Below are 25,355 nucleotides of genomic sequence, written 5' to 3' on the forward strand. Positions count from 1 at the left end.
AGCTGCACAAGTTCATGCCCCGCAGGGCCCGCTGGAGCCGCAACGCCGACATCACGGCTCCAGCCTCTGTCCTCCGGTGCGTCGGCCGGAAACTCCCGCGTCCCCGGCCGGCCCACGGAGGACACCCGCGCGAGGAGGCGACAGAGGGGAGCCGCGCCCCTCGCGCACAACGGCCGCCGCCATACGGGTTCGTGGCGGCGGCCGTTCTCTTCGAAACGACCGCCCCGCCAACGGTGGGGTCAGTGCCTTGTAGCGACGGCTGCCGTCACCCTCCACTAGGCCCGGTCGATGCGGGAGACGGCGCCGCCGATGTCGAGCACGTACAGCTCGCCCGCGCAGCCCTGTACGAACGAGACGACCTCGCCGCCATTGACCCCGAGGTCGTTGGTGCCGGTCACCTTGCCGTTCTTCATCTCCAGGGAGCGGATCGTGCCGTCGCAGTAGTCGCTGTACACGTACTGGCCCTTGAGGTCGGGGATCGCCTTGCCCCGGTAGACGAAGCCGCCGGTCACCGAGCAGCCCAGGCCGGTGCGGTCGTACTCGTGGACCGGCCGCACGTGGTTCGCGGGCTCGGTGTTGTCGCGGAAGGGGTGGTTGCCCTCCATCCGGGACCAGCCGTAGTTCTCGCCGCCCTTGCTGCGCGCCGGGGCCCAGTCGATCTCCTCCCAGGCGCTCTGGCCGACGTCACCGATCAGCAGGTCGCCCGTGCCGGAGTCGAAGGAGAACCGCCACGGGTTGCGCAGCCCGTACGCCCAGATCTCGTCCTTCGCCTTCGGATCCTTCACGAACGGGTTGTCCTTCGGGATCGCGTACGGCCTGCCGCCGCGCGGGTCGATCCGCAGGAGCTTGCCGAGCTGGGTGTCGAGGTTCTGCCCGTTGCCGTGCGGGTCGCCCCCCGAGCCGCCGTCGCCGAACGCGATGTAGAGGTAGCCGTCGGGGCCGAACTTGATGTCGCCGCCGTTGTGGTTGGAGTAGGGCTGCGTCTGGGTGAGGACGGTGCGCCGCGTGTCCGGCTGGATCTTGCCGTGCCGCATGGCGAACTCGTCGATGGTGCTGGTGCCTTCGAGGTTCGTGAACGAGATGTAGAAGTGCGCGAACCTCTTGTCGAACGCGATGCCCAGCAGGCCGCGCTCGCCGTCGGTGGTGGTCTCCTTGGTGATGTCGAGGACGGGCTCGCCGAGCCCCTCGGCGCCCAGGACCCGTACGGTTCCCGCGCGTTCGGCGATCCAGACCTTGCCGCCGGGGCCCGCGGTGCCCGCGACGGGGTTCTGGCCCGTGGCCACCTTGGTGAGTGCGACCTTCGGCGCCGCCTGGGGTGCGGCGGCGGAATCGTCGGCGGACGCGCTGGTCGCGGACGCGCTGGTCAGCGAGAGGGAGGCGAGGGAGGCGACGAGGCAGAGGGCGCCGATGGTCGCCGAGCTTCTGGTGCGTATGCGTGATGACACCGTGATCCTCCTGGAGGCGGCGATGGCCCGAGTGGGGGAGGGGTGCTACTGGCCACGGACGAGGATACGGGGACGGATGTTGCTGGTATAGACCAAGAGGCTGGTCAACTCGCCTGCTGTGGCGGCCAGTTGGCAATGACCTTGCGTCGCGGCGTCGCGTACGTGCGCACCTTCGAAGTCGAAAGGCCCAGGCGGACCAGGGACTCGGCGATGGTCACCGCCGCCGTGACGCCGTCCACGACGGGGACCCCGGTGCGCTCGACGACCCGCTCGGCGAGCCCGGCCATGCCGCCGCAGCCCAGGCAGACGACCTCGGCCTTGTCGTCCTCGACGGCGCGCACGGCCTGGTCCACGATCGCCTCGACGGCGGCGTCCGGGTCCCGCTCCAGGTCCAGGACGGCCAGGCCGCTGGCCCGTACCGACGCGCAGCGGTCCGAGAGGCCCGCGAGCTTGAGACGGTCCTCGATGAGCGGCACCGTGCGGTCGAGCGTGGTCACCACGGCGTATGAGTGTCCGAGGAACTGCGCGGTGCTGGCTGCGGCCTCGGTGATGTCGACGACGGGGACGTCCAGGAGCTCCTGGAGCCCCTCGCGGCCGTGCTCGCCGTACCCGGCCTGGATGACGGCGTCGAAGGGGTGCGGGTAGGAGCGGACCGTCTCCATCACCGCGACCGCGGCCAGGTAGCTCTCGTAGTTCCCCTCGATCGACTCGGCCCCGAACTCCGGGGTGAGCGGCACGATTTCGGTCCCCTCGGAGGCTGCGCTCGCGGCCTGCGCACCGATGCTCTCGGTGATCGCGGCGGTGGTGTTGACGTTGACGACGAGGATGCGCATGGCAGCCGGGCCTTTCGTGCGGGGTGAGGCGAGGAGCGGGGAGGGGGGAGAGGAGGGAGGAAAGAGGAAAGAGGGGAGGGGGCGTGGTCAGTCGGAGGCCACGGCGATGGACTCGCCGTCGATGTCGTGGAGGGGCGGGCGGCGGTCGGAGACGGCCAGGTAGGTCACGGCGGACAGGGCCGCGCCGATGAACCAGGAGAAGCCGGAGAGTGCGTCGAAGAAGGGGGCCAGGGCGACGACGACCGCGACGGCGGCGGCCGGCACGAAGGAGGCGAGGGCCCGGAGGTTCACCCCGCGCCGGTAGAAGTACTCGCCCCGCTGGTCGTCGGTGTACAGGGCGGGCACGTTCACACGGGTCCTGCGGATCAGCCAGTAGTCGGCCATCACGACGCCGAACACCGGGCCGAGCAGCGCGCCGAGTCCGCCGAGGAAGTAGTTGACCACGGTGGGGTTGTCGTAGAGGTTCCACGGCAGGATGACCAGGCCGATGACGGCGCTCACCAGTCCGGCGCGGCGGAAGGTCAGGGTGCGCGGGAACAGGTTGACCAGGGCGTAGATGGGCGCCACGAAGTTGGCCATGAGGTTCACGGCGATCGTCAGGGCGATGAGGGCGAGCGAGGCCACGGTCAGCAGGAAGAGGTTGGGGATCGTGCGCACGACGTCCTCGGGGCCGGTGAGGATCTCGCCGTTCAGCTTGAACTGGGCGCCGCTGAGCACGACCACGATCCCGGCGAAGAAGAGCATGTTCAGTGGGATGCCGAGGAGGTTGCCGCGCACGATCGCGGTGCGGCTCTTGGCCGAGCGGGTGAAGTCGCAGAAGTTGAGCACGAAGGTGCCGTAGATGACGACCCACAGGGCGGCGCTCTTGAGGACCTCGCCCCACATGTCCCAGCCGGTGGGCGCGTGCCCCGTGGACAGGGCGATGGAGCCGTCGGCCCGGATGAACATCCAGATCGCCAGGGCGCACATGGTGATCAGGATCGTCGGCGCCGCGAACGCCATGTACTTGCGGATCAGTTCCATGCCGTAGCTGACGATGAGGACCTGCACGGCCCACAGGGCGAGGAAGGTGATCCAGCCCAGTGTGGAGAGCCCGAGGACGGAGTTGTCGTCGAGGCTGCTCAGGCCCGGGGATATGGCCTTGGCGAGCGTGCTGAGGACGGAGGACGCCAGGTAGGTCTGGATCCCGAACCAGGCGATGGCCACGAGTCCGCGGACGACGGCCGGGATCTGTGCCCCCTTGATCCCGAAGGCGATGCGGCTCATCACCGGGAACGGCACACCCGTCTTGTGCCCCATGTATCCCGAAAGCGTCAGCAGCAGGAAGAGCAGCACGGAGGCGACGGCGAAGGCCAGCAGGATGTGCCAGACGCTGAGCCCGAGCGCGAACAGGCCGATGGCGAAGGCGTAGTTGCCCAGGCTGTGCACGTCGTTGCCCCACAGCGTGAAGACGTTGTACGCGCTCCAGCGCCGCCCCTCCTTCTTGGTGGGAGCGAGGTCATGGCTGTAGAGCCCGGAGCTGGTCACGGGGCCGTCGTCGGCTGCGTTCGCTGCTGTCTGGTCTTGTACGGCGGCCATAGGGCGCTCCCATAGGTCCAGGATCGGGAAGGCTGACTCTGCTGTGCAGAGGGGGAGTTGGGGTGCTGCGGGCAGCGCGGCGCACCGCCGCACCGGCGGCCGCTACTTGGTATACCAAGCGCGGGTTTCGAGTGAGAGTACAGCGACGACCCGGCGCTATCTACCCTGTAAGGGCCTCAATTTCGGCACGCCCTACGCGCCCTGCCGGGCGAGCGGTATACAAACGCCCCGCCGCTCTGCGCCCGCGCGGGGCGCCGCTATCGTGTCGAGCCCCTTGGCCAACTCTGGGAGACCCCCCATGCCTCACGACGGCCCGCCGATCAGCAGGAACGTTCCGCACTCGGCCCGGATCTGGAACTACTGGCTGGGCGGCAAGGACTGCTATGAGGTCGACCGGCAGGTCGGCGACCAGATCCGCGAGGTGAACCCGGAGATCGTCGACATCGCCCGGGCCCAGCGGGCGTTCCTCGTGCGCGCGGTGACCTTCCTGGCCGGGGAGGCCGGCATCCGGCAGTTCCTCGACGTCGGCACCGGGCTGCCCACCGCGAACAACACCCACGAGGTCGCCCAGGCCATCGCCCCCGAGGCGCGGATCGTGTACGTCGACCACGACCCCATCGTCCTCGCGCACGCCGAGGCCCTGCTCACCAGTGCTCCGGAGGGGGCCACCGACTACATCGACGCCGACCTGCGCACCCCCGAGGCCATCGTGCAGGGCGCGGCCAGAACGCTGGACCTCACCCGGCCCGTCGCGCTGATGCTGCTCGGCATCGCCGCGCACATCCCCGAAGAGCGCGCCTACGCGATCGTGGACCAGCTCAAAGGCGCGCTGGCGGCGGGGAGTTACCTCGTCTTCTGCGACAGCACGGAGGTCTACCACCCCGAGGCGATGCGCGCGATGGTCAAACAGTGGAACCGCACCTCGGACAACCCCCGCACCAACCGCACCACGCCGCAGCTCACCCGCTTCTTCGACGGCCTGGAGCTGATGGAGCCCGGTCTGGTGTCCGTGGCGCGGTGGCGGCCCGGCCGGGTCGGTGCGGCCGAGGGGGTCGACTGCTTCGGCGGGGTGGCGCGCAAGCCGTAGCCGGGCGAAGCGCAAGCCCTAGCCGGGCGAAAGGTGACGGGTGACGGGTGACCGCAGCCTCACGGGCGGGGTCGCCTAGGCGCCGTGACGGGTCAGATTCATGGCCAGCGCGGCCAGCGGCAGGCAGAAGAACACGGCCCACATGCCCAACTGGTAGTCCCGGACGCGCAGATGGGCGCCGAGCGCGCCGAGGAAGTACAGCACGAGCCCGACGGCAGCGAGTGTGCCGAGGAGCGGCTCGGCGAGACCGGCCAGGAGCCCGAGCGCTCCCAAGGCCAGCAGTGTGCCGAACGGCCGCATCAGAGCCCGGGGCACGTTCAGCTTGTCCGCCTGGCTCTTGGGGTAGTCGTGGCCGATGAGGTTGGCGACGGCGGCGGAACCGTTGACGGCCGCGGTGAGGAGCGTGACGGCGAGGTAGGCGGCGAACACGGAGACCTTCTTCGTCCGGGGGAGGGGAACGCTGGTCGGCGTTCGCTTCATCGACGAGACGGCGGTCCGAGAGGTGACCTGCGCGGAGTGGGGGCGGAGACTCCGGCGAAACAGCCCTGGGTGCGATGGGCTTCCCCATCGCACCCAGGCGCTACGCGGGTGCCGCGTCCGCCGGCGGCTGCCTCCCGAAGGTCACTTTCGCCAGAACAGGTGGTGCGTCACCCCACTCGGACTCGGCACCACGTCCAGGTGGAACCGGTCGCGCAGCTCGTCGGGCGACTCCCAGAGCCGCACGCCGGAACCGAGCTTGATCGGCGAGACCACCACATGCAGGGTGTCCACCAGGTCGGCGTCGAGGAACTCCCGGATCGTGGTCGCCCCGCCGCCGAGCCGCACGTCCTTGCCCCGCGCCGCCTCTCGGGCTCGCTCCAGGACCGTGGCCGGGTCGTCGTCGACGAAGTGGAAGGTGGTGTCGGAGAGCGTGAACGAGGGCCGCTTGTGGTGGGTCATCACGAACACCGGCGTACGGAAGGGGGGTTCGTCTCCCCACCAGCCGCGCCACTCGTGGTCCTGCCAAGGTCCGCGCTGCGGCCCGAACTTGTTGCGGCCCATGATCTCGGCGCCGATGTTGCGCGCGTAGTCCCGCGTGAAGTAGTCGTCGAGGCCCCGGCTGCCCCCGGGATCGGTGCGCATGGGCCAGCTCGCCGTGGCACCGGCCCAGGAGAACAGCCGCTCGGGGTCGACGTGGCCGAAGGGCCTCTCGAAGGTCTGGTCCTCACCTGCCCCGATGCCGTCACTGGAGACGTTGAAGTTCTGCACCCTCAGCAACTGCGTCATCTGTTCCTCCTGTGGTGCCGTGTGCCGTGTGGTCGGTATCGATGGTGAGACTTCGGGGGCGGGAGAAACTCATCGCGACGCGTCACAACTCATCACAGGGAGGCGCACCCCCGGGACACGCCTCCGCCGGTAGCAGGCGACACTGGCACGCAGTACATCACCCGGACCACCTGCACGACGTACGAAGTACGAAAAAGGAGCCCCGGCATGGCCGACGCCCCCACCAGCACCAGCACCGGTCCCAGCACCAGCACCAGCGTCGGCACGAGCGTCCCCTCCGCCGCCGACATCGAGCTGCTGCACACCACCGTTGCCATCGCCCGCCGCTCTCGCGAAGCCGGCAACCACCCCTTCGGTGCCCTCCTCGCCGGGCCCGACGGCGAGGTCCTCCTGGAAGCGGAGAACAGCGTCACCACCGAACGTGACGCCACCGGCCACGCCGAGACCAACCTGGTCCGCCTCGCCACCGCCAAGTACGACCCCGACTTCCTGCGCACCTGCTCCCTGTACACCAGCACCGAGCCGTGCGCGATGTGCTCCGGCGCCATCTACTGGGGCAACATCGGCCGCGTCGTCTACGCCCTGGGTGAGGACGAGTTGCTCGCCCTGACCGGCGCCAACGAGGAGAACCCCACCATGGCCCTGCCCTGCCGCGAGGTCTTCAAGGCCGGTCAGCGCGACCTTCCGGTCCTCGGCCCGGTCGACCTCGCCGAGGCACGTGCGGTGCACGACGGCTTCTGGAACTGACGCTCACGGGCGCCTCACAGCCCGGGGGCACCCCAGACCGGGAACCACCGGGTGAGGTCCTTCTCCACGTTCAGGTCGTCGCTGAGCATCGCGCGCACCTCCAGCTCCAGCGTGTTGTCCCGCTTCTTGGCCTCTGCGGCCTTGGGGGCGAAGGGGTAGAAGGTGCCGCGCTTGTAGAGGTACACCAGCGCCATCGCGCGCTTCCGGTCTTCCCTCGCGTCGTGGAAGCCGATCAGGGAGCACAGCAGGTGCGGCCCGAACCCGCCCTCCTCCAGTGACGTGTTGACCGCATGCAGGTCGTTGACCAGGCCGACGACATCGTCCGGGGAGTGGCGGGCGAGCAGCCAGGTGTAGCCGTGCTCGTCCTGGCTGAACTCGACCGGGGCGTCGAGCAGTTCACGTACTTCCTGTTCGATGCGGGCGAAGGCGCCGCCCTCGACGCTCGCGAAGCAGACGGAGCCGCGGCCCGTCGGCACGAAACCGGCCGCCGCCTGCAGGGTGACGGCCGCCGAAGGCAGCGCGAAGAGCTGGTCGAGGTCGGGGCGGACCGGTTTGCTCCGCCCGAGAATGGCGTCGAGGAATCCCATGCGCTGCCTGTTCCTCCCCTTCGTCACGGCCGGCCGAGCTGGGCGGAGATGCGGCCCAGCTGGTCGAGGCGCTGCTCCAGCGTCGGGTGCGAGGACAGCAGCCGGCTGACGCTCTCCTTGTTGAAGGCGGGGGCGAAGAAGAACGCGTTGAACGGCTCCGCCTTGCGCAGGTCACGGGTCGGGATCTGCGCCATCTGCCCGGTCACCTTGGTCAGCGCCGAGGCGAGCGCCGACGGCTTGCCGGTGAGGATCGCGGCGGCCCGGTCGGCGGACAGCTCGCGGTAGCGCGACAGGAGCCGGGTGAGCAGGAAGCTGATGGCGTAGACGACCGCGCTGACGGCGGTGACCACCAGGACCGCCACGGCCGCGTTGTTGTCCCGGTTGCCGCGGCTCATGCCGCTCCACAGCGCGGACCGCGTGATCAGGCCGGCCAGCACGCCCAGGAACGAGGCGATGGTCATCACCACCACGTCGCGGTGGGCGACGTGCGACAGCTCATGGGCGAGCACCCCCTCCAGCTCCTCGGGCTCCAGGCGGCGCAGCAGGCCGGTCGTGGCACACACCATCGAGTTCTTCTGGTTGCGCCCGGTCGCGAAGGCATTGGGCACGTCCGACTCGGCGATGGCGACGCGCGGCTTGGGCATGTCGGCGAGCGCGCACAGCCGGTCCACCGCGCCGTGCAGCTCGGGGGCCTGCTCGGGGGTGACCTCGCGCGCGCCCATGCTGAACGCGGCGATCCGGTCGCTGAACCAGAACTGCGCGATGAACAGGGCGCCCGAGAGCAGCAGGATCACCACCCACGCGCCCTTGAGCATGACGATGAGCACGCCCACGACCACCACGTACAGCAGTCCGATGAAGAACATGGTCGTGACCATGCGAGAGGTGAGCCCCCGATCGGGGGCGAAGCGGGTCTGTGCCATGGGGCCTCCAGAGCCTTTCCCCCTCTATTGTCCCTCTTCGCCGGTCTCGGCGACATAAGCGGCCTCGTCCGCGTGCGCCCGCCCGCGCCCCGTCCAAGGGGCCACGTCCGTCCGCGTTCAGACGGACAGGACTTCCAGCGGGAGAAGCGCTCCGGGCCTCGGAGGCACGCCTCGCCGAAGCCGGCATGGCCGGAGGCTATCCGTCCGAAGGGCGGATCAGGGCCCGCGCCAAGAGCTTGCGGCTCTTCGCGTCGTCGGCGACGTACTGGCGTATGAGCCCGCAGTCACTGCAGACGAGCGTAGTGAGAGCTACGCCCTTCTGCGATTCGTCGTCCCGCAGACGCACCCATATCTCCCCGCTCAGACGCTTGTTGACCTCGACGGGGAAGATCTCGGCCGACCCGCACTCCGGGCACTGGCCCTGCTTCATGCTCGCGCTCATCGTTCGACGCTACCAAGGCCGTTCGCGACGGCAACGCATGGCTGATCCGCTCAATGTTCCATGGGGGCACGCCAGGTGGCGCCCCCGGCCGTGCCGCCGCCGGGAAGGTGGATGGTCCCGGACACGGCGACGGCCGCGCTGCCCCGCTCCGTGCCCGCGGGCAGCGGGGCGGCCGTCGTCCACGTGCCGGTGCGGGTGTCGTAGACCTCTATCCGGCCGGTGGTGACGAAGGCGCCGTCCGGGGCCGGGTGGATGCCGCCGACGACGTACACCTTGTCGTCGAGCGCGGCGAGCCCGTGCTCCTGCCGGGGGCCGCCGGAGATCGCGGGGAACGCGGGGAACGCGGTCCAGCCGACACCGTAGGGGCCGGGCGGCCGCGGCGTGGTGCCGGGCGCGGGCGGGGACCGGGGTGGGCCAGGGCCCGCGCAGGAGGCATGGCCAAGGCGGCCAGCGGGGCCGCGCCGCCGCCCCATGCCGTCCGTCGATGCATGACGTCTCCTCTGCTCCCCTTCTCCGCGCGCTCAACTGGCCGTGGACTGCTGGAGCTTGGCGAGGGTCAGCACCTCGCCGCCGATGCCCCAGCCGCCGTCGGGGACCTCCTCGACGAGGACCAGGGTGGTGGCGCGGGCGCGCTCCCCGTAGAGCTGTACGTACAGTTCGGTGGCGGCCGTGATGATCTTCTCCTTCTGCTCGATGTCGAGCGTTCCGGCGGGGACCTTGAAGTTCGCGAACGGCATGACGGGCTCCTGTGCCGGCAGTCGGACGGTGGGCTGACGAGGACCACCCTCGGCGCGGGCCGCGCGGGCAGCCAGAGCTGTGCCCACCCAGGGGTCGCCACCCCCTGGCTCCGGCCCACCGCGCAGGCCAGGATGGGCGGGTGGACCTCACCGAACTCGCCGCCTTCCTCCGCTCACGACGCGACCGGATACGGCCCGCCGACGTCGGGCTGCCGACCGGTCCGCGCCGTCGCGTACCGGGTCTGCGCCGCGAGGAGGTGTCCCAGCTCGCCGGGCTCTCCGCCGACTACTACACGGAGTTGGAGCGGGGGCAGGGCGTCCAGCCCTCCGACCAGACGCTCGCCGCGCTCGCCCGGGCGCTGCGGCTGACCGGTGACGAACGCGACCACCTCTTCCACCTCGCCGACAGGCGCCTGCCCCCGGCCGCCCACGGTCCGGCCGCCCATGTCGAGCCCGGTCTGCTCAGCCTCCTGGACCGGCTCACCGACACCACACCCGCCCTGGTGGTCAGCGACCTGCACGAGACGCTGGTCCAGAACGACCTGGCCACCGCCCTGTTCGGGCCGGTGCCCCGGTTCCGCGGACTGGCCGCCAGCTTCGTCCACCGCTGGTTCACCGACCCGGCCGCGCGGGCGATCTACCCGGTCGAGGACCATCCGCACCACTCGCAGGTGTTCGTGGCCGACCTGCGCGCCGTGGCCGCCCGGCACGGTCGCGACGCCGAAGTCGCCCGCATGGTGACCGCGTTGCGGCGCCGCAGTCCCGAGTTCGCCGCCCTCTGGGGCACCCGTGACGTCGCGGTGCGCCGCGCCGATCACAAGCGGATCGTCCACCCGTCGCTCGGGATCATCGCGGTGGACTGCCACAGTCTGTTCAGCGAGGACGGCCACCAGCGGCTGCTGTGGTTCACCCCCGCGCCGGGCACCGACGCCGCCGACCTCCTGCAGCTCCTCTCGGTCATCGGCACCCAGGACCTGGCCGCGGCGGCCGGCGGCCATCGGGCCTGAGGGGGTGCGGCCGTCCAAGGGCGCGTAGGCGACGGGTCGACCGGTGGATTCGAGCGGGCGGCGGGCCTGCTGGGCCCGGATGTCGGTCATCGCGCCCATGAGCTGCCCGGTGCCGGGGTCGGTCAGGTGGAAGTGAGGCGTCATCAGGACGGGCGCCTTGGCCTGGGCGAGCATCGCGGCACGGTGATCAGGCCGCCGGAGGAGTTGCGGGGAACGATCGCCGGGCGCTGGACGACGAGGTCGATGAACCTCCCGATGCCGTCGCCCCAGGTTGAGGTGGTAGCGGCCCGATGCCCAGGTGGAGCGGCCCTGACCGCCCGGGACACGGATGGAGACGGGCTCGCGGATGGGGACGGGCTCGCGGATGGGGACGGGCTCGCGGATGGAGGCGGGCTCGCGGACCGTCTCCGTCCGCGCATTACCTGATTGCGCCGCACTCCGGCGCCGTGTTCTTGCGCGGGAGGTCCTGCGCACCGGCTGCTTTCGGCTCCGGCCGGCGCCGGGGTCGTGCGGCGACCGTCCCTGCCGAGGCCCCGCTGATCAGTCCGATGCCCAGCCACTGGAGCGGGGTGAGCTGCTCATGCAGGAGCAGCAGCCCGGCAACGGCCGCCGCGACGGGCTCCAGGCTCTGCAGGACTCCTACGACACGCACCGGCAGTCGGCGCAGGGCCGTCAGTTCCAGGGAGTAGGGCAGGGCCGCGGACAGCAGGGCCACCGCAAGTCCGAGCAGGAGGGCCGGGGGACGGATCAGGCTGGTGCCACTGTCCGCCAGGGCGAAGGGCAGTGTCAGCAGCGCGGCCCACAGCACGGCGAGAGCCAGCGGCTGACCGCCGGACATGCGTGCACCGGTGTGCCGGCTCAGCACGAGGTATCCACCCATCGATACCGCGGACGCCATGGCGAACAACAGCCCGGTCAGAGAGAGGGAGTTCGCGGCCGAGGAACCGGGAAGCAGGAAGCAGACGATGCCCGCCGCCGCGAGCAGGGCCCAGGCGGCGTCGGGTGCGCGGCGGGAGGCCAGGACGGCGACCACTTGCGGTCCGGTGAGCTGGATGGTCATCGCCACGCCCAAGGGCAGGTGGTCCATCGCGACGTAGACGAGGTTCATGCCGGCGATCGCCGTGCCCAGAGCGACGATCAGCACGCGGCTCCCGCGCTCCCGGGGCACATGGCGCGGCCGCCAGAGCACCAGCAACATGACGGCAGCCAGCAGCAGCCGTGATCCGACCGCGCCCAGAGGCCCGCCCACCGCATCCATCAGGTGCTTGCCCAGGGCCTGACCCGTCTGGACGCTGATGACGCTGCCCAGGACGAGCAGCGGTGCCGGGACGGACGGGCGCGGTCGGTCAGGGCCGACGCCCGCCCGGCTCACTGCGCGCGCCTTCGCGTCCCGGTGGCCGGGCAGAGAAGCGCCGCCTGCTCGTTGCCTTCGATGAGCAGCCGCCCCGGCGAGGTGGCCGACGGGGACGGCCGGTGCCAGACCCGCAGCAGACCGCACACGCACCGGGCGTAGACGATGGTGCCGTCGGACACCGGATGGCGGGAGACGATGTTCTCGCACTCGCCCACGGCCCATCCGCAGGCAGGACACGGGCGGCTGGCGAGTGAGCGATAAGGGGGGGGCGGTGCGGGGCGGGCACGGGTGGTCGGTGCGGGACAGGAACGGGCGGTCGGATGGTGCGTCACAGTCAGCCATGCCCCCAGGCTCAGTCAGCCGAGTGTGCACGTCCATCGCAAAATTCGGCACAGAACTGTGTTGTATGGCCGCATGATTGACCTCGTTCTCTTGCAGACCTTCCGGGTGCTGAACGACCAGGGCACGGTGACGGCGGCCGCGCGGGCACTGAACCTGTCGCCGTCCGCCGTCTCGCAGCAGCTCCGCCAGCTCGCCCGCCAGGCCGGCGTGGACCTGCTCGAACCCGACGGCCGCCGCCTGCGCCTGACCGCTGCGGGGCGCACGCTGCTCACGCACGCGGACACGCTGTGCGCCCAGTGGGAGCGGGCGCGGGCCGAACTGTCCCGGCACGGCGCCCGTGCACACCGGACGCTGCGCCTGGCCGGCTTCGCCACCGGCGTCGGTCCGCTGCTCGCTCCGGTCGCCCGTCAACTCCGCGCGGCCACACCGCCGTTGCATGTCACCGTCGAGGAAGCGGACACCCGCGACTGCTACCGGAAGCTGCTCGCGGACCGCGTCGACATCGCCCTGCTGACCCCCTTGCCGGGCAGCCCGAGCAGCGACGACGCCCGTTTCCACCAGGAGCCGCTGCTCGACGACGTCCTGGATCTGGTGGTCCCCGCCCAGCACGCGCTCGCCGCCCACGAGTCCGTCGATCTGTCGGCGGCAGCGCACGAGGACTGGGTCGCGCCCCACCACGACCAGAGCCGCCTCATGCGCGCGGCGTGTGCCCTCGCCGGATTCAGTCCCCGCATCGTGCACCAAGCGGACGCATGGCAGGCGGTCCTGGACCTCATCGGCCACGGGCTCGGCGTCTGCCTGGTGCCGCGGCTCGTCCCCGTCGCGACCGTCGCCTCGGTCCCCTCCGTCGCCGGACGGCCGCGACTGGTGCGCATACCGGTACGCGGTACCCCTCCTCCCGCCCGGCGCATCCATACCTGTGTGCGGAGGGGAAGCGCTGAACAAGACGTGATCGCGGCGGGGTTGGCGGCGCTGCGGGCGTGCGCGGGGCGCGATGTCCTGGAGTGATCCCGCCGACTCGGGGCTGCGAGCCACCCCCGCCCGGGGAATCCAGCAGGCCGGCCCATGGTTGGCGCCCTCGTAAGTGCACCACCGACGAAGGGTTCCCATGACTTCCAGCGTCAACTCCGCGGCCGATCCCCACTACGCGACCGCACTCGCCGACCGCACCGTCGTCATCATCGGCGGCGGCTCCGGCATGGGGCTGGAGGTCGCCCGCAAGGCGGTCGCCGCCGGCGCGCGCGTCGTCATCGGCGGCCGCAGCGCCGACCGGCTGGAGGCGGCGGCCAAGGAGCTGGGGGAGCAGGTGAGTTGGGCCACGGTCGACACGACCGACAAGGCGTCGATAGCGCAGTTCTTCGCACCGCTGGAGAGCATCGACCACCTCTTCACCCCTGCCGCCTCCTACCGGACCGGAGCCATGCTCGAGCTGAGCGACGAGGACGCGGAGAGCCCCTTCGTCTCCAAGTTCTGGGGTCAGTACTACGCGGTCAAGCACGCCGCGCCCAAGCTCACCCGGGACGGATCGGTGGTCTTGATGTCGGGCGCCGCGAGTGTGCGGCCCGTCGGGTCCGCGCCCGCGTATGTCGCCTGCAACGCCGCCGTCGAAGGGCTGGGCCGAGGACTGGCGGCCGAGCTGGCGCCGGTCCGGGTCAACGTGGTCTCGCCCGGCATGGTCGACGGCAACCTCTGGAACGGGCGCCCGGCCGAGGTGCGGGAACCGGCCGCCGAACAGTGGCGCGAGGCAACCCTGTTGCACCGTGCGGGCTCCGAGTCCGATGTCGCCGACGCCGTGCTCTTCCTGTTCACGAACGCCTACATGACCGGCTCCACGATCTACCCGGACGGTGGCTACGCACTGCGCTGAACGTCAGTGCACACGTCAGTGCAATCGTCAGTGCAGGAGACGCAGGAGACGCAGGAATCGCAGGGGCCGGGAGCCGCAGGAGAAGGCGGCGGCCCGGTCCGTCACGCGCTCAGTCTTCGCCCCTGACGATGTTCCCCTCGGCGCCCTGGGGCGCCGAGGGCGAGGCGGAGCCGGGGGCCGTCTCGACGGGGGCGACACAGGTACGGATGCGCTTTCCGCGCAGGCGGCGGGCCTTCGCCCAGCCGCTCTCGGGCACGTGCAGGACTTCCTTCTTGAGCATGCGCGTGGTCACGGCGCTTCCACTTCTCCCTGCTTCTGCTTGAGAGGAACTATCGATGTCGAACAAGACAAGGCATGACAAGTTCCCACGACTCGGTGGGTGAAACTCGGTGTCATCTCACCGGGAGGCACCCCGCGTCCTGGTTCCCGAACAGCGAGTCGTCGTCGGGCCGGATCGGTTCGATCAGGTCGATGTCGAGGGCGGCCGGACACCCCGACGCCGGACACCCCGACGCTGCAGGCGGTCAGATGTCGCGCTTCTTCAACGGACGTACGGCAGGCCCCTGGAGAATCTGGCCGTCCGGGGTGAACCGGGACCCGTGGCAGGGGCATTCCCAAGCCTGTTCCGCGCGGTTGAAGGCCACAAGGCAGCCCAGGTGTGTGCAACTGGCCGAGACCGCCTGGAGGTTGCCGTCCGCGTCGCGGTGCACGGCGCACTGGTGTCCGTTCAGGCGCACCACGGCGCCGTCGCCCGCGGCGATGTCGTCGAGCGCGGATGCCTTGCGAGGCGGCAGCCGGTCGCCGATGAAGTGCCGGGCCACATGGGCCTGATGCTTCAGGAAGGCGCCTCCCTCGCGGACCACGGAGGCGAGGCGGCGCGGATCATAGAGGCCGGCCCAGGCGACGTCGCGGCCGGAGATGAGGTCGCTGATGAGGCGGCCGGCCATGATGCCGCCGCTCAGGCCCCACCCGCCGAACCCGGTGGCCACGTAGGTGTGGCGGCTGCCGACGCGCAGCGGTCCGACGAGGGGAACGGAGTCGGTGGAGTCGTTGTCCTGCGTGGCCCAGCGGTGGGTGAGCGTGAGGCCGGGGAAGTGCTCGTCGGCCCACGCGGACAGCCGGGCGAAGCGTTCGTCGACTCCGGCGGCTTCGGCTGTGCCCGGAGTGAAGTGCTCACCGGTGACGATCAACAGGCGTTTGCCGTCTGCGTACGGGGCGCTGCGCACGGATCGTGTGGACCGCTCCGGCGTGATGTACATGTCGCGCGGAGCCCGGCCCTCGTCGACGGTCCCGGCCACGACCAGCTCACGGCGGGGAGAGAGCCGGGTGAAGAGCAGGGCCCGGTCGAACACGGGGTAGTGCGTGGCGACCACCACCTCGTCCGCGCGTACCGACACCCCCGCGTCGGTCGACACGACGCACGGCTCACCCTCGGAGAGCCCGACGGCCCGGGTGTTCTCGTACACCGCGCCGCCGTGCCGCCGCAGGTCGTCCGCGAGCGCCAGCAGGTACTTGCGGGGATGGAACTGGGCCTGCCCCGTCACCCGCACCGCGCCCGCCACCGGGAAGGGCAGTTCCGTGTCGGTGACGTAGGAGGCCGGCAGACCCGCCTCCCGCGCCGCTTCGGCCTCGGCCCGCATCTTCCCTGCTTGGCGGGGGTGCGCGGCATACGTGAGCGCGGACGCCTCCTCCCAGTCGCAGTCGATGCCCAACTCCTGTACGAGCGCGGCGGCGTGCTGGATCGCGGCGGTCTGGGAGGTCGCGTACAGGCGGGCGCCCTCGGGACCGCGGGTGCGGCGGAGACGGTCGTAGACGAGGGTGTGCAGAGCGCTCAGCTTGGCCGTGGTGCGGCCGGTCACTCCGGCGGCGAGCCGGCCGGCCTCCAGCACGGCCACCTCGCGCCCCTGGCGGGCCAACTCCCAGGCCGTGCTCAGCCCGGCGATGCCGCCGCCGATCACCGCGACGTCCACGGTGAAGTCGGCGGCGGGCGGGGGAGCGGGTTCGCCCGGAGGCGCGGTGTCGAGCCAATACGGTCCCCGGATACCTGGGTCGGTTTTCATGGCCGCCGAGTGCCCGTCCTGACGGGATGACACGCGGGACCGGAGAGAGGAAGGTCTTCGAGGAAGGTCTTCGCGCCGCGTTCCCGGGTACCCGGTGCCGCACGTGCCCGGACCGGTCACGGCCGGCCTGGGCGAGAGACCCACGAGGAGGTATGCATGAGCACGGTCAGGGAAGCGGTCGACGTGGACGTTCCGCTCCGCACGGCGTACGACCAGTGGACACAGTTCGAGCAATTCCCGCAGTTCATGGAGGGCGTCGACGAAGTCAGGCAGCTCGACGACCGGCACAACCACTGGACCACCAGCATCGGCGGGATCAAGCGCGAGTTCGACACGGAGATCGTCGACCAGCTGCCGGACGACCGGATCACCTGGCGGTCCATCGGCGGCGACACCCAGCAGCGTGGATCCGTCCGCTTCGAGCGACTGGACGACACGCGCACCAGGGTGGAGCTGACGATGGAGGTCGAGCCCACGGGCGTCGCCGAGAAGGGCGCGGACGCGATGGGGGTGATCGGCCGCCGGGTGACGGGGGACATGCGCCGCTTCAAGGACTACGTCGAGGGCGGCGGCAGCGCCGGTGGCGGCTGGCGTGGACGCATCCGGCCCGAGAACCCCGGTTCGGCTCTCTGAGGGGCCGGGCGCTGGTCTTCGCGGGGGTGCCGCCGGTCCTGCCGTATCTGTGACGCCCCGCTGAGGGTCAGTGCGCGGGGCGGTGCAGCAGATAGCGGTCGCAGCCCTCCGACTCGTAGTGGCCGAGCACGCCGGGGACGCAGGAGATGCGCCACCGCGTCGGCGTGCTGTTCCTGCGGGTCCAGCGCTCTGGCCCGGCGTTCGTCGAGGAACCGGCCGAAGCCGCCGTTGAGTTCAAGCCGGAACTTGTGCCACTGCTCGGCCGTCGGGTCGTCCAGCCGCGTCAGCAGACGCGTCCGGCGCGCGGGCGTGATGAACGACCGGACCGCCGCCTGAGCGTGGCTTCGTACAAGGCCACTGGGCGTATCGGTCATACGGCAAGGCCGCCAGCGCGCCCCGTCCGGCGCCCGTCGTCCGCCGCCGCCCCTCGCCGGCCCCCCGACATCTCCTGCCGGGGCGCAGCGGCCGGCAGAAGAGGCGCCTGTGTGCCGTGTCCGGGCGTCCCGGTGCGCGGTGCGCGGCAGTGGAAGGTGGTGCGCGTGATCGGCATCCTGTCCCTCTTCGCCGTCATGGTGCTCTCCCTGCTGATCACCAGGGTCGCGACGGTGGCGCTCACCTTGACGGGCATGTCGAGGGAGGCGGCCCGGTTCCAGGCCCGCTCGGCCTTCACCGGAGTCGGCTTCACCACCGCCGAGGCCGAGAGCGTGGCCGGGCACCCGGTGCGGCGGCGGATCGCGATGGCCCTGATGCTGCTCGGCAGCGCGGGCACCGCTTCCGTCGTCGCGTCGCTGCTGCTGTCGTTCACCGGCCTGCACAGTCGCGGCGCGGCGCTGGCACGGCTCGCGGTCGTCGTCGCGGGCATGGCGGTCGTGCTCGCCGTCCTGAGTACGTCGGTCGCCGACCGGTGGCTCTCGCGCGTCCTGCACCGCCTGTTGGCCCGCTTCACCGACCTGGAGGCCCGCGACTACGCGGGACTGCTGCACCTGTCGGACCACTGGACGGTCGGTGAGATCAGAGTCCGTGCGGACGACTGGATCTCCGGCCGGGCCCTGCGGGAGCTCGACCTGCCCGGCGAGGGCGTCCTCGTGCTCGGCGTCGCGCGCCGCACCGGCCAGTGGATCGGCGCGCCCGGACCGGACACCTGCCTGCGTCCCGGGGACACCGCGGTGATGTACGGGCCGCACGACGTGCTCGACGACCTGGATGACCGCCGCCGTGGCCGCGTCGGCGAAGACGCCCGGGCCGATGCCCGTGCCCGGTTCAGCCGCACCCTCGAAGAGCAGGCACGGCTCGACCCGCCCGCATGAACGGCGACTGATGCGGCCGCCGCCGGGCCCCTGATTCCGGCGGCGGCCGACGTGCGCGACGCAAGCCCCACCCTCCCGTCGCGCACCCGCCTCCGGCACCACCACGGGGGCCACGGGGGTGGTGCCCATGGGGGTGGGTGCCGGAGACCGTCGGCTGGGTGCCCGGCTCCGCGGGAAGTAGTCACCGAGAGATCGCCACTCCGGACGGGCACCCTCGCCATTCCGGCCACACGCATCACTTCTCCCGGCCCGCGGGAGCGGCAACCAAGACCTGCTCACGGCGGGGTGACGGTGGCCCACCCGTGCTCGAAGGGGCGGATCAGTATGGCCGGAACCGCCGGTGTGGGGGACGGGGGTGAGGTACTCGATGTGTGCCATCCATGCCGCAGTGCGCTCTGTGGCAGTCCAACGGGCCGGTCGCTTCCCGGTGTTGCCGTCGGTCCTTCGGGTGGCGCCGCCGCCTGACTGGACCTGTTCAGGAGCCGATCGTGTCGTTGCCTGCTTTCCCCGTCACCGACCGCGCCGTGGTCGCGAAGGTGTACGAGATCATCGATGTCGCCAACGCGGACCGCTTCCGCGACGACCTCAGCCTGATGCTGCGCAGCTGCCGCGGGGCCCGCGCCGTGGTCGTCGACCTGCGCACCCGCTGTCTGACCACGGCGGGCGTCGAGGCCCTCGAAGCGGGCCAGGAACTGGCCCACCGCCTGGAGCTGCGGCTGCTGGTCGCCGCCCCGCATGCGCTCACCCGCCGGGTCCTGCGCATCACGGAGGCCGACCGCTGCCTGGAGGTGCACACCGATCTGCCCGCCGCCCTGCAGGCGGCCTGACATCGGATGGCCAAGACGGCCGACCTCCGAATGACCGCACGCCGCACGGAGACCGCCCTGCGCGTCCTGACGATGAACGTCCTCGAACCCCGGCTCGCCGACGGGCCTTCCCGGCGCCGCGTCCTCGCCGACGCCCTGGCCGCGGCGGATCCCGACGTGCTGGCCCTGCAGGAGGTGGTCCAGGACGACGTGCGGCGTCTCGCGGCGGACGGCTGGCACGTCCTGCCGCACCCCCGCACGTCCCCGGACGGCGTCGGCGCGGTCCTCGCCACCCGGGTTCCGCACGGCCGCGTCCGCACCGACCCCTTGCAGGTCTCCGCCCGGACGCGGCGCACGCCCTGGTGCGGCGTGGCCGCCACCGAGCTGTCCTACGGTGATCCGCTCGGCACCGTTGTCGTCGTCCACCACAAACCCTCCTGGCCCTACGGCTTCGAGGCCGAACGGGAGATGCAGGCGCGGACCGCGGCCGTGCTCGCGGAGGAGATGGTCGACTCGGCGGGGGAGCGGGTGCGTCATGCCGTGGTCCTGGGGGACTTCGACGCCGGGCCGGACGCGGCGAGCCTGCGCTTCTGGCGAGGACTGTGCTCCTTGGACGGGATGAGCGTCTGCTACCAGGACGCCTGGGAGGCCGCGCACCCGGACGACCCCGGCCACCCCGGTCTCACCATGAGCCCGGACAACCCTCTCGTACGGACGGGGGACATGCCCCTGGAGCCGGGGCGGCGCATCGACCACGTGCTGGCGCGCTGCGGCCCCTACGGACCCGTGCTGCGCGTCGCCGGCTGCGAGCGGTTCCTCGTCGAGCCCGTGAACGGGGTGCAGGCCAGTGACCACTACGGGGTGCTGGCCGACTTCGAGGTCCCCGTTCCGGGAAGCGATCCCGGTTCCTGGCGGGAGTGATACGTCGGGGAACCACCGCCACGCATGGGGCACATCAGCCCAGGCCGGGCGTGGTCTGCGCGGCGCCGGGTACCCGGCGCCGATGAGGATCGACACGGCCGACCCGGTCACGACCCCGGCCCCCACCGGGCGGGCGCCCGCACTGCCCGCCCCCAGGGGCCCCGTCTCCGCCGCCGTACTCGCGTATCTCCGCGACCCGGCGCACCCCCTGCCCGATCTGCCCGGGCCCGAGCAGACGACCCGCACGGACCCGTTCGGCGACGACGCACAGCTCGCCCTGTACACCTGCTACGAACTCCACTACCGAGGCTTCGCCCAAGTCCCCGACGAGTGCGAGTGGGACCCTGAACTCCTGCGGACACGCCGCGCGCTGGAGGGGCCGTTCCTGCGCGCACTGTGGTCCCGCGCCGCCCGGCACCGGCCGGCCCGTGACACCCTCGCCGAGTTGCTCGTCGAGCCCGCCGACGGTGACGGGATCAGCCACTTCCTGCGCGATGAGGGCGAGGCGTGGCAGCTGCGCGAGTACGCGGCCCACCGCTCCCTCTATCACCTGAAGGAAGCCGACCCGCACGCCTGGGTGCTGCCCCGGCTCCACGGAAGGCCCAAGGCGGGGATGGCGGCGGTGGAGTTCGACGAGTACGGCGGCGGCCGGGCCGACCGCGTCCATGCCCGCCTCTTCGCCGACCTCATGAGCGACCTCGGCCTGTCCACCGCCTACGGCCACTACCTCGACGCGGCCTCGGCCGAGGCCCTCGCCCTGGTCAACCAGATGTCGCTGTTCGGGCTGCACCGCTGCCTGCGCGGCGCCCTCGTCGGCCACTTCGCCGCCGTCGAGACCACCTCCTCACCCGGCTCGCACCGCCTCGCCCAGGCCCTGCGCCGCGTGGGCGCGGGGGAGCGGGCCGTCTTCTTCTACGACGAGCACGTGGCGGCCGACGCGGTGCACGAGCAGGTCGTGCGCCACGAGATCGTCGACGGACTCCTGTGCCAGGAGCCGGAGTTGGAGCCCGACATCGCCTTCGGCATCGACGCCACCGCGTGGCTGGAGTCGCGCTTCGCCGAGCAGGTGCGGGCGGCGTGGGAGGCGGGGGAGTCGTCCCTGCGCCCGGACGCGGGAGACCCGGCACACCAGGCAGGCGGGGGAGGTGCGCCGTGACCGCCGCGCTGCTCGCCCCGCCCGGCGTCTACGCCCCGCAGCACGACACCCGCCTCCTCGCCGACGAGCTGCGGTGCGAACCGCTGCCCGCCGGGGCGGACGTGCTCGACATCGGCACCGGGACCGGCGCTGTCGGTCTGGCGGCGGCCGAACTCGGGGCCCGCGTCACCGCCGTCGACATCTCCCGGCGCGCCGTGCTCACCGCCCGGCTCAACGCGTGGCGCAGCCGGCTGCCCCTGCGCGTGCTGCGCGGTGATCTCCTCGCGCCCGTCACGGACCGGACCTTCGATCTCATCCTCGCCAACCCGCCCTACGTTCCCGCCTCTTCACCGCGCGTCCCCACGCGCGGCCCCGCCCGTGCCTGGGACGCGGGGCGCGACGGGCGCCTCGTCCTGGACCGGATCTGCCACGGCGCTCCGGCCCTGCTGCGGCCGGGAGGCAGGCTGCTCCTGGTGCACTCGGCGCTGAGCACCCCGGCCCGGACCCTCGGCCTGCTCGCCGGCCAGGGGCTGCGCGCCGAGATCGTACGGCAGCACTGGATCCCGTTCGGGCCCGTGCTGCGGGCCCGCCAACACTGGCTCCGCCGCCAGGAGTTGCTCACCGGCGGCGCATCGAGGGAGGAACTGGTGGTCGTACGTGCCGAACGCAGCAAGTGAACCGAACCCACCGGGTCGAGCGAGCCCATCAGGTCCGAGTCCCTCACCCCGGCCGGGCCAGCCGAGCCGTCCCGGCCGCGAGGCGACCCGCATCACCGCCCGCCGCCAGGGGCCCCTGCTGGTGGAAGGCCCCATCGAGATCACCCTCGACGACGGCACCACCGTCACCTCCGACCGGTTCCTGGTCGCCGTGTGCACCTGCCGCCGCAGCCGCCGCTACCCGTGGTGCGACGCCAGCCACCGCCGCGTCCGGCGTGAGTGAATGAAGTGGGACGTGAGGCCGAACGCCTGCTGCCGGGCTTCGTGGCGCACCGGATTCACCTCAACTGCGGCGGAGCCGTGCGGCGTCCACGATCCCGGTGGCGGCGCGGATGCCCGCGTGCAGCATGTCCACGCGCTCTTGGTGGCCGGCTTCCCTGCTTGCGGTCCACTTCGACTTGATCTCGATCACCAGCGTCAGGCCGCTGCGGTCCAGCGGGCTCGGTGGCTCAGGCACCGTGGCCGCGTAAGTCACGTCGACGAGCGGCATTCTCAACACCCTGGACGGAGACCAGGCACGACTGTCCGCCATGAGAGGCACCTGTCACCGCTTGAAAGGTCAAAGGACTTCCCCACAGCCGTCGTCAAGCCACGCTTGGGGTCGGAGCCCGGAGCCCGGAGCCTACTGGCCGCTTCAGCCCGTCGCCCCGAACGGGCTCGACTCCAACTGCCGCAGCACGTCCGCGGGATCGGAGAACAGGGCCCGCGCCCCGGCCGCCCGCAGTGACTCCTGCGGGATGCCGCCGCACAGCACCCCCACCGGAGTCACGCCCGCCCGGCCCGCGGCACGCATGTCCCAGACCGTGTCGCCGACGAACACCGCCCGGCCGGGCGGCACGTCCGCCAGCTCCACGGCCCGCTGAACCGGGTCCGGCGCGGGCTTGCCCGCCGCCACGTCGTCCGCGCTCGCCGCACCTGCGATGACGTCGTCCGCGCCGATCGCCCGGCGCAGGGCGGCCAGTTCGGAGCCGCCCGCCGAGGTGGCGAGCACGACGCGCCAGCCACGCCCGGCCAAGGCCCGCAGCAGATCGCCCGCCGCGTCGAACGGCGGCAGCCGCTCGAAGTACTGGGCGTAGAGGGTCTTGTGTGCGGCGCTGATGCCGGCATCTGCGTCGCGGTCGCGCTCCTCGCCCAGCAGGCGGGCGATCAGATCGTCGCCGCTGAGCCCCACCGACCGGTGCAGGTCGTGCATGCGCACCCGGTGGCCGGCCTGACGGAACGCCTCCCACCAGGCCGTCACATGAAGGTGATTGGTGTCGACCAGGGTGCCGTCGACATCGAAGAGCGCGGCACGGGTCATGGTGATTCCCGGTGTGCTCGTGGTTGGTCGTCGTGTGCTCGTGGTTGATCGTCGATCACGGCAGCTCCTGTGGTCCTCTGTGCCTCGTACGCGTGCTCCTGCTCCTCGCGTACGAGGATGTGGGTGGCTCTCAGCCCGCAACCATGCCCTGCCCGGGGCTCGGCTCGGCCCGGCTGATCTCGGCGAGCGCCGAGTCGGGGTCGTGGTGCACGACCAGATCGCCGAGGCTGACCATGCCGACGGGGATGCCGTCGTCGACGACCGGGAGCCGACGCACCGCGTGCCGGCGCATCAGGGCCGCAGCGTGCTCCGCCTCCTCGTCCGGTCCCACGGACAGCGGGTCCGGGGTGCACACCGTGCCCGCGTCGATCACCCGCGGGTCCGCGCCGTCGGCGACGACGCGCAGCGCGATGTCCCGGTCGGTGATCAGGCCGAGCAGCCGGTCCTCCGCGCATACCAGCACGGTGCCGACGTCCTCGTCACGCATCAGCTGCGCGGCCTGGGCCAGCGGTGTGTCCGAGTGGACCGCCGTCACGCCCTGGGTCATCACGTCACGCACCAGTTGGGTCATTCCGACGCCCTCCGTCCCTGCTTCCCACGTCAACTCGTCCGCTGTGCACGGGTGTTTCGGTCATCGGCCGCGGAGTACCCCGGAGCCGCTCCTTCACGCACCGCCGCGCCCGTCCGGCCGCGGCTGGCAGTGACCGTCCAGCAGCCCGGGGCGGGGAAGGTCCACCCTGTGCCCCATTCGGATCCGGGGCGGTGCCAGGAGCCCACCCCGTGACGTTCAGGGCCCCAGGACGGAGTCAGGGTGGCGTTGCGGCTCGCCCCCCCGGAACTCCGCCCCCTCCGGCGGCCGATGAGAGCCATGCCCCAGCGCGGGCAGAGGAGTGGGGGACGGGCACCCGTCGGCAGGCGGCAGCGCGCGCCGAGCACGCCGTGCCCGTGGTGCTTGCGTTCTCCGAGGGCAGGGCGAGGGCGAGGGCGGGGGCGGGGGCTGTGTGGTCGCAAGGCGTCCTGGTGGTACGAGTCTGCCGACGGTGAGACGGGGTACGCGGCGGGTTCAAGCCGTACCCGATCATCATGGGAGGCGATCATGGACCTCGCGTTCCTCACTGCCCTGTGTGAGCGGCCCGGCCCCTGGGCCAGCGTCTACGTCGATACCTCGCAGCACTCCGAATCCACCGCCGAGCAGCGTTCGGTGGCCGCGGCCGGGATGCAGCGCGCTCTCGCCTCGGCCGGTGCCGACGAAGGGACCTGCGATGCCGTCCGTGCCGCGGCCGACGGCCTGAAGCGCACCCGTGAACCGGTGGGCCGGGCCCTGTTCGCCGCCCAGGGCGAGGTGGTCCTCGACCTTCCGCTGAGCAAGGTGCCGACGTCGTCGGCCCAGTGGGCGTCGCTGCCCCGCATGGCTCCGCTGCTCGACCTCGTGGGCGAGGATCCGCTGTGCCTGCTCGCCTGCGTCGACCGCACGGGCGCCGACTTCGCACTGCGCTCCGCCCGCGAGGACCGCGAGGCCGGCACGGTGACGGGGAGGCAGTGGCCCGTGCACCGGACGGCCACCGCGGACTGGTCGGAGCGGCACTTCCAGCTCCGGGTGGAGAACACCTGGGAACACAACGCCGACCTGATCGCCCGGTCGTTGGCGGACCGCCAGGCCGAGACGCAGGCCGACGTGGTGCTGCTCGTCGGCGACGACCGGGAGTGCGCCGCGGTGCAGGACCGGCTCCCCAAGGACCTGCAGGAGCGCGCCATGAGGACGCGGCACGGGCCCGGGAGCCGTCTGCTGGACGAGGAGTTGGAGCGAGCCCGCGCCGAGCACGTCGCGTACTGCGCCGCACGCGAGATGGAGCGCTATGCCGAGGCGCGCGGCCGCCAGGAGGGCGCGGCGGCGGGCGTGCCCGCCCTGGTGGACGCGGCTCGCGAGCACCGCGTCGCGGAACTCCTCGTACGCCCGGACGGAGCTGACGCGCATCGCGAGGTGTGGGTGGGCGACGAGCCGGACCAGGTGGCTGTGCGGCGCACGGACGCCATGGCCCTGGGCGCGGGCGAGCCGGCGTCGGCGCGCGCTGACGACGCGCTGCTGCGCTGCGCGGCGGCAAGTGGCGCAGCCGCCCTGTCCGTTGCGGCCGCCGCGCCCGAGACCGGGCCGGCCGGTGGTCTCGGCGCGCTGCTGCGCTGGACGGAACCGGACCGCTGAACCGGACCGCTGAACCGGATCACTGACGGGCCCGCACTGCCGCCCTGCACTACGCCGCCGCG

The 25,355-nt window shown here is 71.8% G+C and carries 31 protein-coding genes; 13 read left to right on the forward strand and 18 right to left on the reverse strand.

The genetic code is table 11. The features are described 5' to 3' along the window. Positions 1 to 275 precede the first annotated feature (275 nt). From ACQB60_RS19550 to ACQB60_RS19560, 3 genes are all read right to left on the reverse strand, one after another. Positions 276 to 1,445 (reverse strand): PQQ-dependent sugar dehydrogenase, encoded by a 1,170-nt coding sequence (locus tag ACQB60_RS19550; RefSeq protein ID WP_496927288.1) that lies wholly within the window; start codon positions 1,443 to 1,445, stop codon positions 276 to 278. A 104-nt stretch (positions 1,446 to 1,549) separates the two neighbouring features. Continuing rightward, entirely contained in the window at positions 1,550 to 2,278 is a 729-nt protein-coding gene (locus tag ACQB60_RS19555) for an aspartate/glutamate racemase family protein (RefSeq protein WP_496927289.1), read from the reverse strand. Positions 2,279 to 2,365: 87 nt separating this feature from the next. After that, positions 2,366 to 3,856, reverse strand: coding sequence for an NCS1 family nucleobase:cation symporter-1 (locus ACQB60_RS19560; protein WP_496927290.1), 1,491 nt, complete (start codon positions 3,854 to 3,856; stop codon positions 2,366 to 2,368). A gap of 298 nt (positions 3,857 to 4,154) precedes the next feature. Between ACQB60_RS19560 and ACQB60_RS19565 the strand changes: the two genes are divergently transcribed. Next, a complete protein-coding gene (locus tag ACQB60_RS19565; RefSeq protein ID WP_496927291.1) occupies positions 4,155 to 4,943 on the forward strand; it encodes an SAM-dependent methyltransferase in 789 nt (262 codons plus the stop codon). A 75-nt stretch (positions 4,944 to 5,018) separates the two neighbouring features. Here the strand turns inward: ACQB60_RS19565 and ACQB60_RS19570 are convergent, their stop codons facing one another. Next, the gene (locus ACQB60_RS19570) at positions 5,019 to 5,372 is read right to left on the reverse strand and encodes a DoxX family protein (protein ID WP_496927549.1); all 354 of its coding nucleotides are present in this window, start codon (positions 5,370 to 5,372) and stop codon (positions 5,019 to 5,021) included. Positions 5,373 to 5,564: 192 nt separating this feature from the next. Further along, entirely contained in the window at positions 5,565 to 6,209 is a 645-nt protein-coding gene (locus ACQB60_RS19575) for a dihydrofolate reductase family protein (protein WP_496927292.1), read from the reverse strand. Between the two features lie 207 nt (positions 6,210 to 6,416). On the opposite strand from ACQB60_RS19575, the gene ACQB60_RS19580 reads away from it, so the two are divergent. After that, positions 6,417 to 6,956 (forward strand): nucleoside deaminase, encoded by a 540-nt coding sequence (locus ACQB60_RS19580; RefSeq protein ID WP_496927293.1) that lies wholly within the window; start codon positions 6,417 to 6,419, stop codon positions 6,954 to 6,956. A 14-nt stretch (positions 6,957 to 6,970) separates the two neighbouring features. Here ACQB60_RS19580 and pspAB read toward each other — a convergent pair whose 3' ends face one another. The 5 genes from pspAB to ACQB60_RS19605 form a co-directional block, all read right to left on the reverse strand. Continuing rightward, the gene (gene pspAB / locus ACQB60_RS19585) at positions 6,971 to 7,543 is read right to left on the reverse strand and encodes a PspA-associated protein PspAB (protein ID WP_496927294.1); all 573 of its coding nucleotides are present in this window, start codon (positions 7,541 to 7,543) and stop codon (positions 6,971 to 6,973) included. Between the two features lie 23 nt (positions 7,544 to 7,566). Then, positions 7,567 to 8,466 (reverse strand): zinc metalloprotease HtpX, encoded by a 900-nt coding sequence (gene htpX, locus ACQB60_RS19590; protein ID WP_496927295.1) that lies wholly within the window; start codon positions 8,464 to 8,466, stop codon positions 7,567 to 7,569. A 196-nt stretch (positions 8,467 to 8,662) separates the two neighbouring features. Beyond that, positions 8,663 to 8,908, reverse strand: coding sequence for a hypothetical protein (locus tag ACQB60_RS19595; RefSeq protein WP_496927296.1), 246 nt, complete (start codon positions 8,906 to 8,908; stop codon positions 8,663 to 8,665). 50 nt (positions 8,909 to 8,958) lie between these two features. Then, positions 8,959 to 9,381, reverse strand: coding sequence for a hypothetical protein (locus tag ACQB60_RS19600; protein ID WP_496927297.1), 423 nt, complete (start codon positions 9,379 to 9,381; stop codon positions 8,959 to 8,961). A gap of 48 nt (positions 9,382 to 9,429) precedes the next feature. After that, a complete protein-coding gene (locus tag ACQB60_RS19605; protein ID WP_496927298.1) occupies positions 9,430 to 9,645 on the reverse strand; it encodes a tautomerase family protein in 216 nt (71 codons plus the stop codon). 140 nt (positions 9,646 to 9,785) lie between these two features. Between ACQB60_RS19605 and ACQB60_RS19610 the strand changes: the two genes are divergently transcribed. Next, a complete protein-coding gene (locus ACQB60_RS19610; protein ID WP_496927299.1) occupies positions 9,786 to 10,652 on the forward strand; it encodes a helix-turn-helix transcriptional regulator in 867 nt (288 codons plus the stop codon). A 418-nt stretch (positions 10,653 to 11,070) separates the two neighbouring features. Here the strand turns inward: ACQB60_RS19610 and ACQB60_RS19615 are convergent, their stop codons facing one another. Together ACQB60_RS19615 and ACQB60_RS19620 are read right to left on the reverse strand one after the other, a co-directional pair. Then, on the reverse strand, positions 11,071 to 12,024 hold the full coding sequence (locus tag ACQB60_RS19615) for an EamA family transporter (RefSeq protein ID WP_496927300.1): 954 nt from the start codon (positions 12,022 to 12,024) through the stop codon (positions 11,071 to 11,073). After that, a complete protein-coding gene (locus ACQB60_RS19620; RefSeq protein WP_496927301.1) occupies positions 12,021 to 12,221 on the reverse strand; it encodes a hypothetical protein in 201 nt (66 codons plus the stop codon). The genes ACQB60_RS19615 and ACQB60_RS19620 overlap by 4 nt, the downstream gene beginning before the upstream one ends. 199 nt (positions 12,222 to 12,420) lie before the next feature. On the opposite strand from ACQB60_RS19620, the gene ACQB60_RS19625 reads away from it, so the two are divergent. Together ACQB60_RS19625 and ACQB60_RS19630 are read left to right on the forward strand one after the other, a co-directional pair. Then, positions 12,421 to 13,356 (forward strand): LysR family transcriptional regulator, encoded by a 936-nt coding sequence (locus ACQB60_RS19625; RefSeq protein ID WP_496927302.1) that lies wholly within the window; start codon positions 12,421 to 12,423, stop codon positions 13,354 to 13,356. 100 nt (positions 13,357 to 13,456) lie between these two features. Further along, positions 13,457 to 14,215: an SDR family oxidoreductase gene (locus ACQB60_RS19630; RefSeq protein ID WP_496927303.1), complete on the forward strand. Its 759-nt coding sequence runs from the start codon at positions 13,457 to 13,459 to the stop codon at positions 14,213 to 14,215. A gap of 109 nt (positions 14,216 to 14,324) precedes the next feature. Here the strand turns inward: ACQB60_RS19630 and ACQB60_RS19635 are convergent, their stop codons facing one another. Further along, a complete protein-coding gene (locus tag ACQB60_RS19635) occupies positions 14,325 to 14,507 on the reverse strand; it encodes a hypothetical protein (protein ID WP_496927304.1) in 183 nt (60 codons plus the stop codon). Positions 14,508 to 14,739: 232 nt separating this feature from the next. Then, positions 14,740 to 16,275, reverse strand: a complete 1,536-nt coding sequence (locus ACQB60_RS19640) for an FAD-dependent oxidoreductase (protein WP_496927305.1) — start codon at positions 16,273 to 16,275, stop codon at positions 14,740 to 14,742. A 156-nt stretch (positions 16,276 to 16,431) separates the two neighbouring features. Between ACQB60_RS19640 and ACQB60_RS19645 the strand changes: the two genes are divergently transcribed. After that, on the forward strand, positions 16,432 to 16,908 hold the full coding sequence (locus tag ACQB60_RS19645; protein WP_496927306.1) for an SRPBCC family protein: 477 nt from the start codon (positions 16,432 to 16,434) through the stop codon (positions 16,906 to 16,908). Between the two features lie 67 nt (positions 16,909 to 16,975). Here ACQB60_RS19645 and ACQB60_RS19650 read toward each other — a convergent pair whose 3' ends face one another. Beyond that, complete coding sequence (locus ACQB60_RS19650) at positions 16,976 to 17,146, reverse strand: hypothetical protein (protein WP_496927307.1); 171 nt, start codon at positions 17,144 to 17,146, stop codon at positions 16,976 to 16,978. 301 nt (positions 17,147 to 17,447) lie between these two features. Here ACQB60_RS19650 and ACQB60_RS19655 point away from each other — a divergent pair, with 301 nt between their 5' ends. The 6 genes from ACQB60_RS19655 (at position 17,448) to ACQB60_RS19680 (ending at position 22,016) form a co-directional block, all read left to right on the forward strand. Beyond that, entirely contained in the window at positions 17,448 to 18,215 is a 768-nt protein-coding gene (locus ACQB60_RS19655) for a TrkA C-terminal domain-containing protein (RefSeq protein ID WP_496927308.1), read from the forward strand. 488 nt (positions 18,216 to 18,703) lie between these two features. Continuing rightward, positions 18,704 to 19,042 (forward strand): STAS domain-containing protein, encoded by a 339-nt coding sequence (locus tag ACQB60_RS19660; RefSeq protein WP_496927309.1) that lies wholly within the window; start codon positions 18,704 to 18,706, stop codon positions 19,040 to 19,042. Positions 19,043 to 19,072: 30 nt separating this feature from the next. Then, positions 19,073 to 19,942, forward strand: coding sequence for an endonuclease/exonuclease/phosphatase family protein (locus ACQB60_RS19665; RefSeq protein ID WP_496927310.1), 870 nt, complete (start codon positions 19,073 to 19,075; stop codon positions 19,940 to 19,942). An 82-nt stretch (positions 19,943 to 20,024) separates the two neighbouring features. Next, complete coding sequence (locus tag ACQB60_RS19670; RefSeq protein WP_496927311.1) at positions 20,025 to 21,098, forward strand: iron-containing redox enzyme family protein; 1,074 nt, start codon at positions 20,025 to 20,027, stop codon at positions 21,096 to 21,098. Further along, positions 21,095 to 21,754, forward strand: a complete 660-nt coding sequence (locus ACQB60_RS19675) for a HemK2/MTQ2 family protein methyltransferase (protein ID WP_496927312.1) — start codon at positions 21,095 to 21,097, stop codon at positions 21,752 to 21,754. The genes ACQB60_RS19670 and ACQB60_RS19675 overlap by 4 nt, the downstream gene beginning before the upstream one ends. Further along, complete coding sequence (locus tag ACQB60_RS19680; RefSeq protein ID WP_496927313.1) at positions 21,735 to 22,016, forward strand: CDGSH iron-sulfur domain-containing protein; 282 nt, start codon at positions 21,735 to 21,737, stop codon at positions 22,014 to 22,016. Before ACQB60_RS19675 ends, ACQB60_RS19680 begins: the two co-directional genes overlap by 20 nt. A gap of 60 nt (positions 22,017 to 22,076) precedes the next feature. Here ACQB60_RS19680 and ACQB60_RS19685 read toward each other — a convergent pair whose 3' ends face one another. The 3 genes from ACQB60_RS19685 to ACQB60_RS19695 all read right to left on the reverse strand — a co-directional run bounded on the left by ACQB60_RS19685 (position 22,077) and on the right by ACQB60_RS19695 (position 23,664). Then, a complete protein-coding gene (locus ACQB60_RS19685; protein WP_496927314.1) occupies positions 22,077 to 22,283 on the reverse strand; it encodes a hypothetical protein in 207 nt (68 codons plus the stop codon). A gap of 144 nt (positions 22,284 to 22,427) precedes the next feature. Beyond that, entirely contained in the window at positions 22,428 to 23,093 is a 666-nt protein-coding gene (locus ACQB60_RS19690) for an HAD family hydrolase (protein WP_496927315.1), read from the reverse strand. 130 nt (positions 23,094 to 23,223) lie between these two features. Further along, a complete protein-coding gene (locus tag ACQB60_RS19695; RefSeq protein WP_496927316.1) occupies positions 23,224 to 23,664 on the reverse strand; it encodes a CBS domain-containing protein in 441 nt (146 codons plus the stop codon). 525 nt (positions 23,665 to 24,189) lie between these two features. Here ACQB60_RS19695 and ACQB60_RS19700 point away from each other — a divergent pair. After that, entirely contained in the window at positions 24,190 to 25,293 is a 1,104-nt protein-coding gene (locus ACQB60_RS19700) for a baeRF2 domain-containing protein (protein ID WP_496927317.1), read from the forward strand. Positions 25,294 to 25,355: the final 62 nt, after the last annotated feature.

It is taken from the genome of Streptomyces odontotermitis (genome assembly GCF_050510915.1).
Classification (GTDB): domain Bacteria; phylum Actinomycetota; class Actinomycetes; order Streptomycetales; family Streptomycetaceae; genus Streptomyces.

Excerpts from the sequence above, each read along its gene's own strand:
- ACQB60_RS19640 (WP_496927305.1), bottom strand. The coding sequence starts at position 16,275 with ATGAAAACCGACCCAGGTATCCGGGGACCGTATTGGCTCGACACCGCG.
- ACQB60_RS19700 (WP_496927317.1), top strand. The coding sequence starts at position 24,190 with ATGGACCTCGCGTTCCTCACTGCCCTGTGTGAGCGGCCCGGCCCCTGG.
- htpX (WP_496927295.1), bottom strand. The coding sequence starts at position 8,466 with ATGGCACAGACCCGCTTCGCCCCCGATCGGGGGCTCACCTCTCGCATG.
- ACQB60_RS19690 (WP_496927315.1), bottom strand. The coding sequence starts at position 23,093 with ATGACCCGTGCCGCGCTCTTCGATGTCGACGGCACCCTGGTCGACACC.
- ACQB60_RS19630 (WP_496927303.1), top strand. The coding sequence starts at position 13,457 with ATGACTTCCAGCGTCAACTCCGCGGCCGATCCCCACTACGCGACCGCA.
- ACQB60_RS19625 (WP_496927302.1), top strand. The coding sequence starts at position 12,421 with ATGATTGACCTCGTTCTCTTGCAGACCTTCCGGGTGCTGAACGACCAG.
- pspAB (WP_496927294.1), bottom strand. The coding sequence starts at position 7,543 with ATGGGATTCCTCGACGCCATTCTCGGGCGGAGCAAACCGGTCCGCCCC.
- ACQB60_RS19670 (WP_496927311.1), top strand. The coding sequence starts at position 20,025 with ATGAGGATCGACACGGCCGACCCGGTCACGACCCCGGCCCCCACCGGG.
- ACQB60_RS19665 (WP_496927310.1), top strand. The coding sequence starts at position 19,073 with ATGACCGCACGCCGCACGGAGACCGCCCTGCGCGTCCTGACGATGAAC.
- ACQB60_RS19645 (WP_496927306.1), top strand. The coding sequence starts at position 16,432 with ATGAGCACGGTCAGGGAAGCGGTCGACGTGGACGTTCCGCTCCGCACG.
- ACQB60_RS19605 (WP_496927298.1), bottom strand. The coding sequence starts at position 9,645 with ATGCCGTTCGCGAACTTCAAGGTCCCCGCCGGAACGCTCGACATCGAG.
- ACQB60_RS19600 (WP_496927297.1), bottom strand. The coding sequence starts at position 9,381 with ATGGGGCGGCGGCGCGGCCCCGCTGGCCGCCTTGGCCATGCCTCCTGC.
- ACQB60_RS19580 (WP_496927293.1), top strand. The coding sequence starts at position 6,417 with ATGGCCGACGCCCCCACCAGCACCAGCACCGGTCCCAGCACCAGCACC.
- ACQB60_RS19560 (WP_496927290.1), bottom strand. The coding sequence starts at position 3,856 with ATGGCCGCCGTACAAGACCAGACAGCAGCGAACGCAGCCGACGACGGC.
- ACQB60_RS19695 (WP_496927316.1), bottom strand. The coding sequence starts at position 23,664 with ATGACCCAACTGGTGCGTGACGTGATGACCCAGGGCGTGACGGCGGTC.
- ACQB60_RS19595 (WP_496927296.1), bottom strand. The coding sequence starts at position 8,908 with ATGAGCGCGAGCATGAAGCAGGGCCAGTGCCCGGAGTGCGGGTCGGCC.
- ACQB60_RS19575 (WP_496927292.1), bottom strand. The coding sequence starts at position 6,209 with ATGACGCAGTTGCTGAGGGTGCAGAACTTCAACGTCTCCAGTGACGGC.
- ACQB60_RS19565 (WP_496927291.1), top strand. The coding sequence starts at position 4,155 with ATGCCTCACGACGGCCCGCCGATCAGCAGGAACGTTCCGCACTCGGCC.
- ACQB60_RS19685 (WP_496927314.1), bottom strand. The coding sequence starts at position 22,283 with ATGCCGCTCGTCGACGTGACTTACGCGGCCACGGTGCCTGAGCCACCG.
- ACQB60_RS19555 (WP_496927289.1), bottom strand. The coding sequence starts at position 2,278 with ATGCGCATCCTCGTCGTCAACGTCAACACCACCGCCGCGATCACCGAG.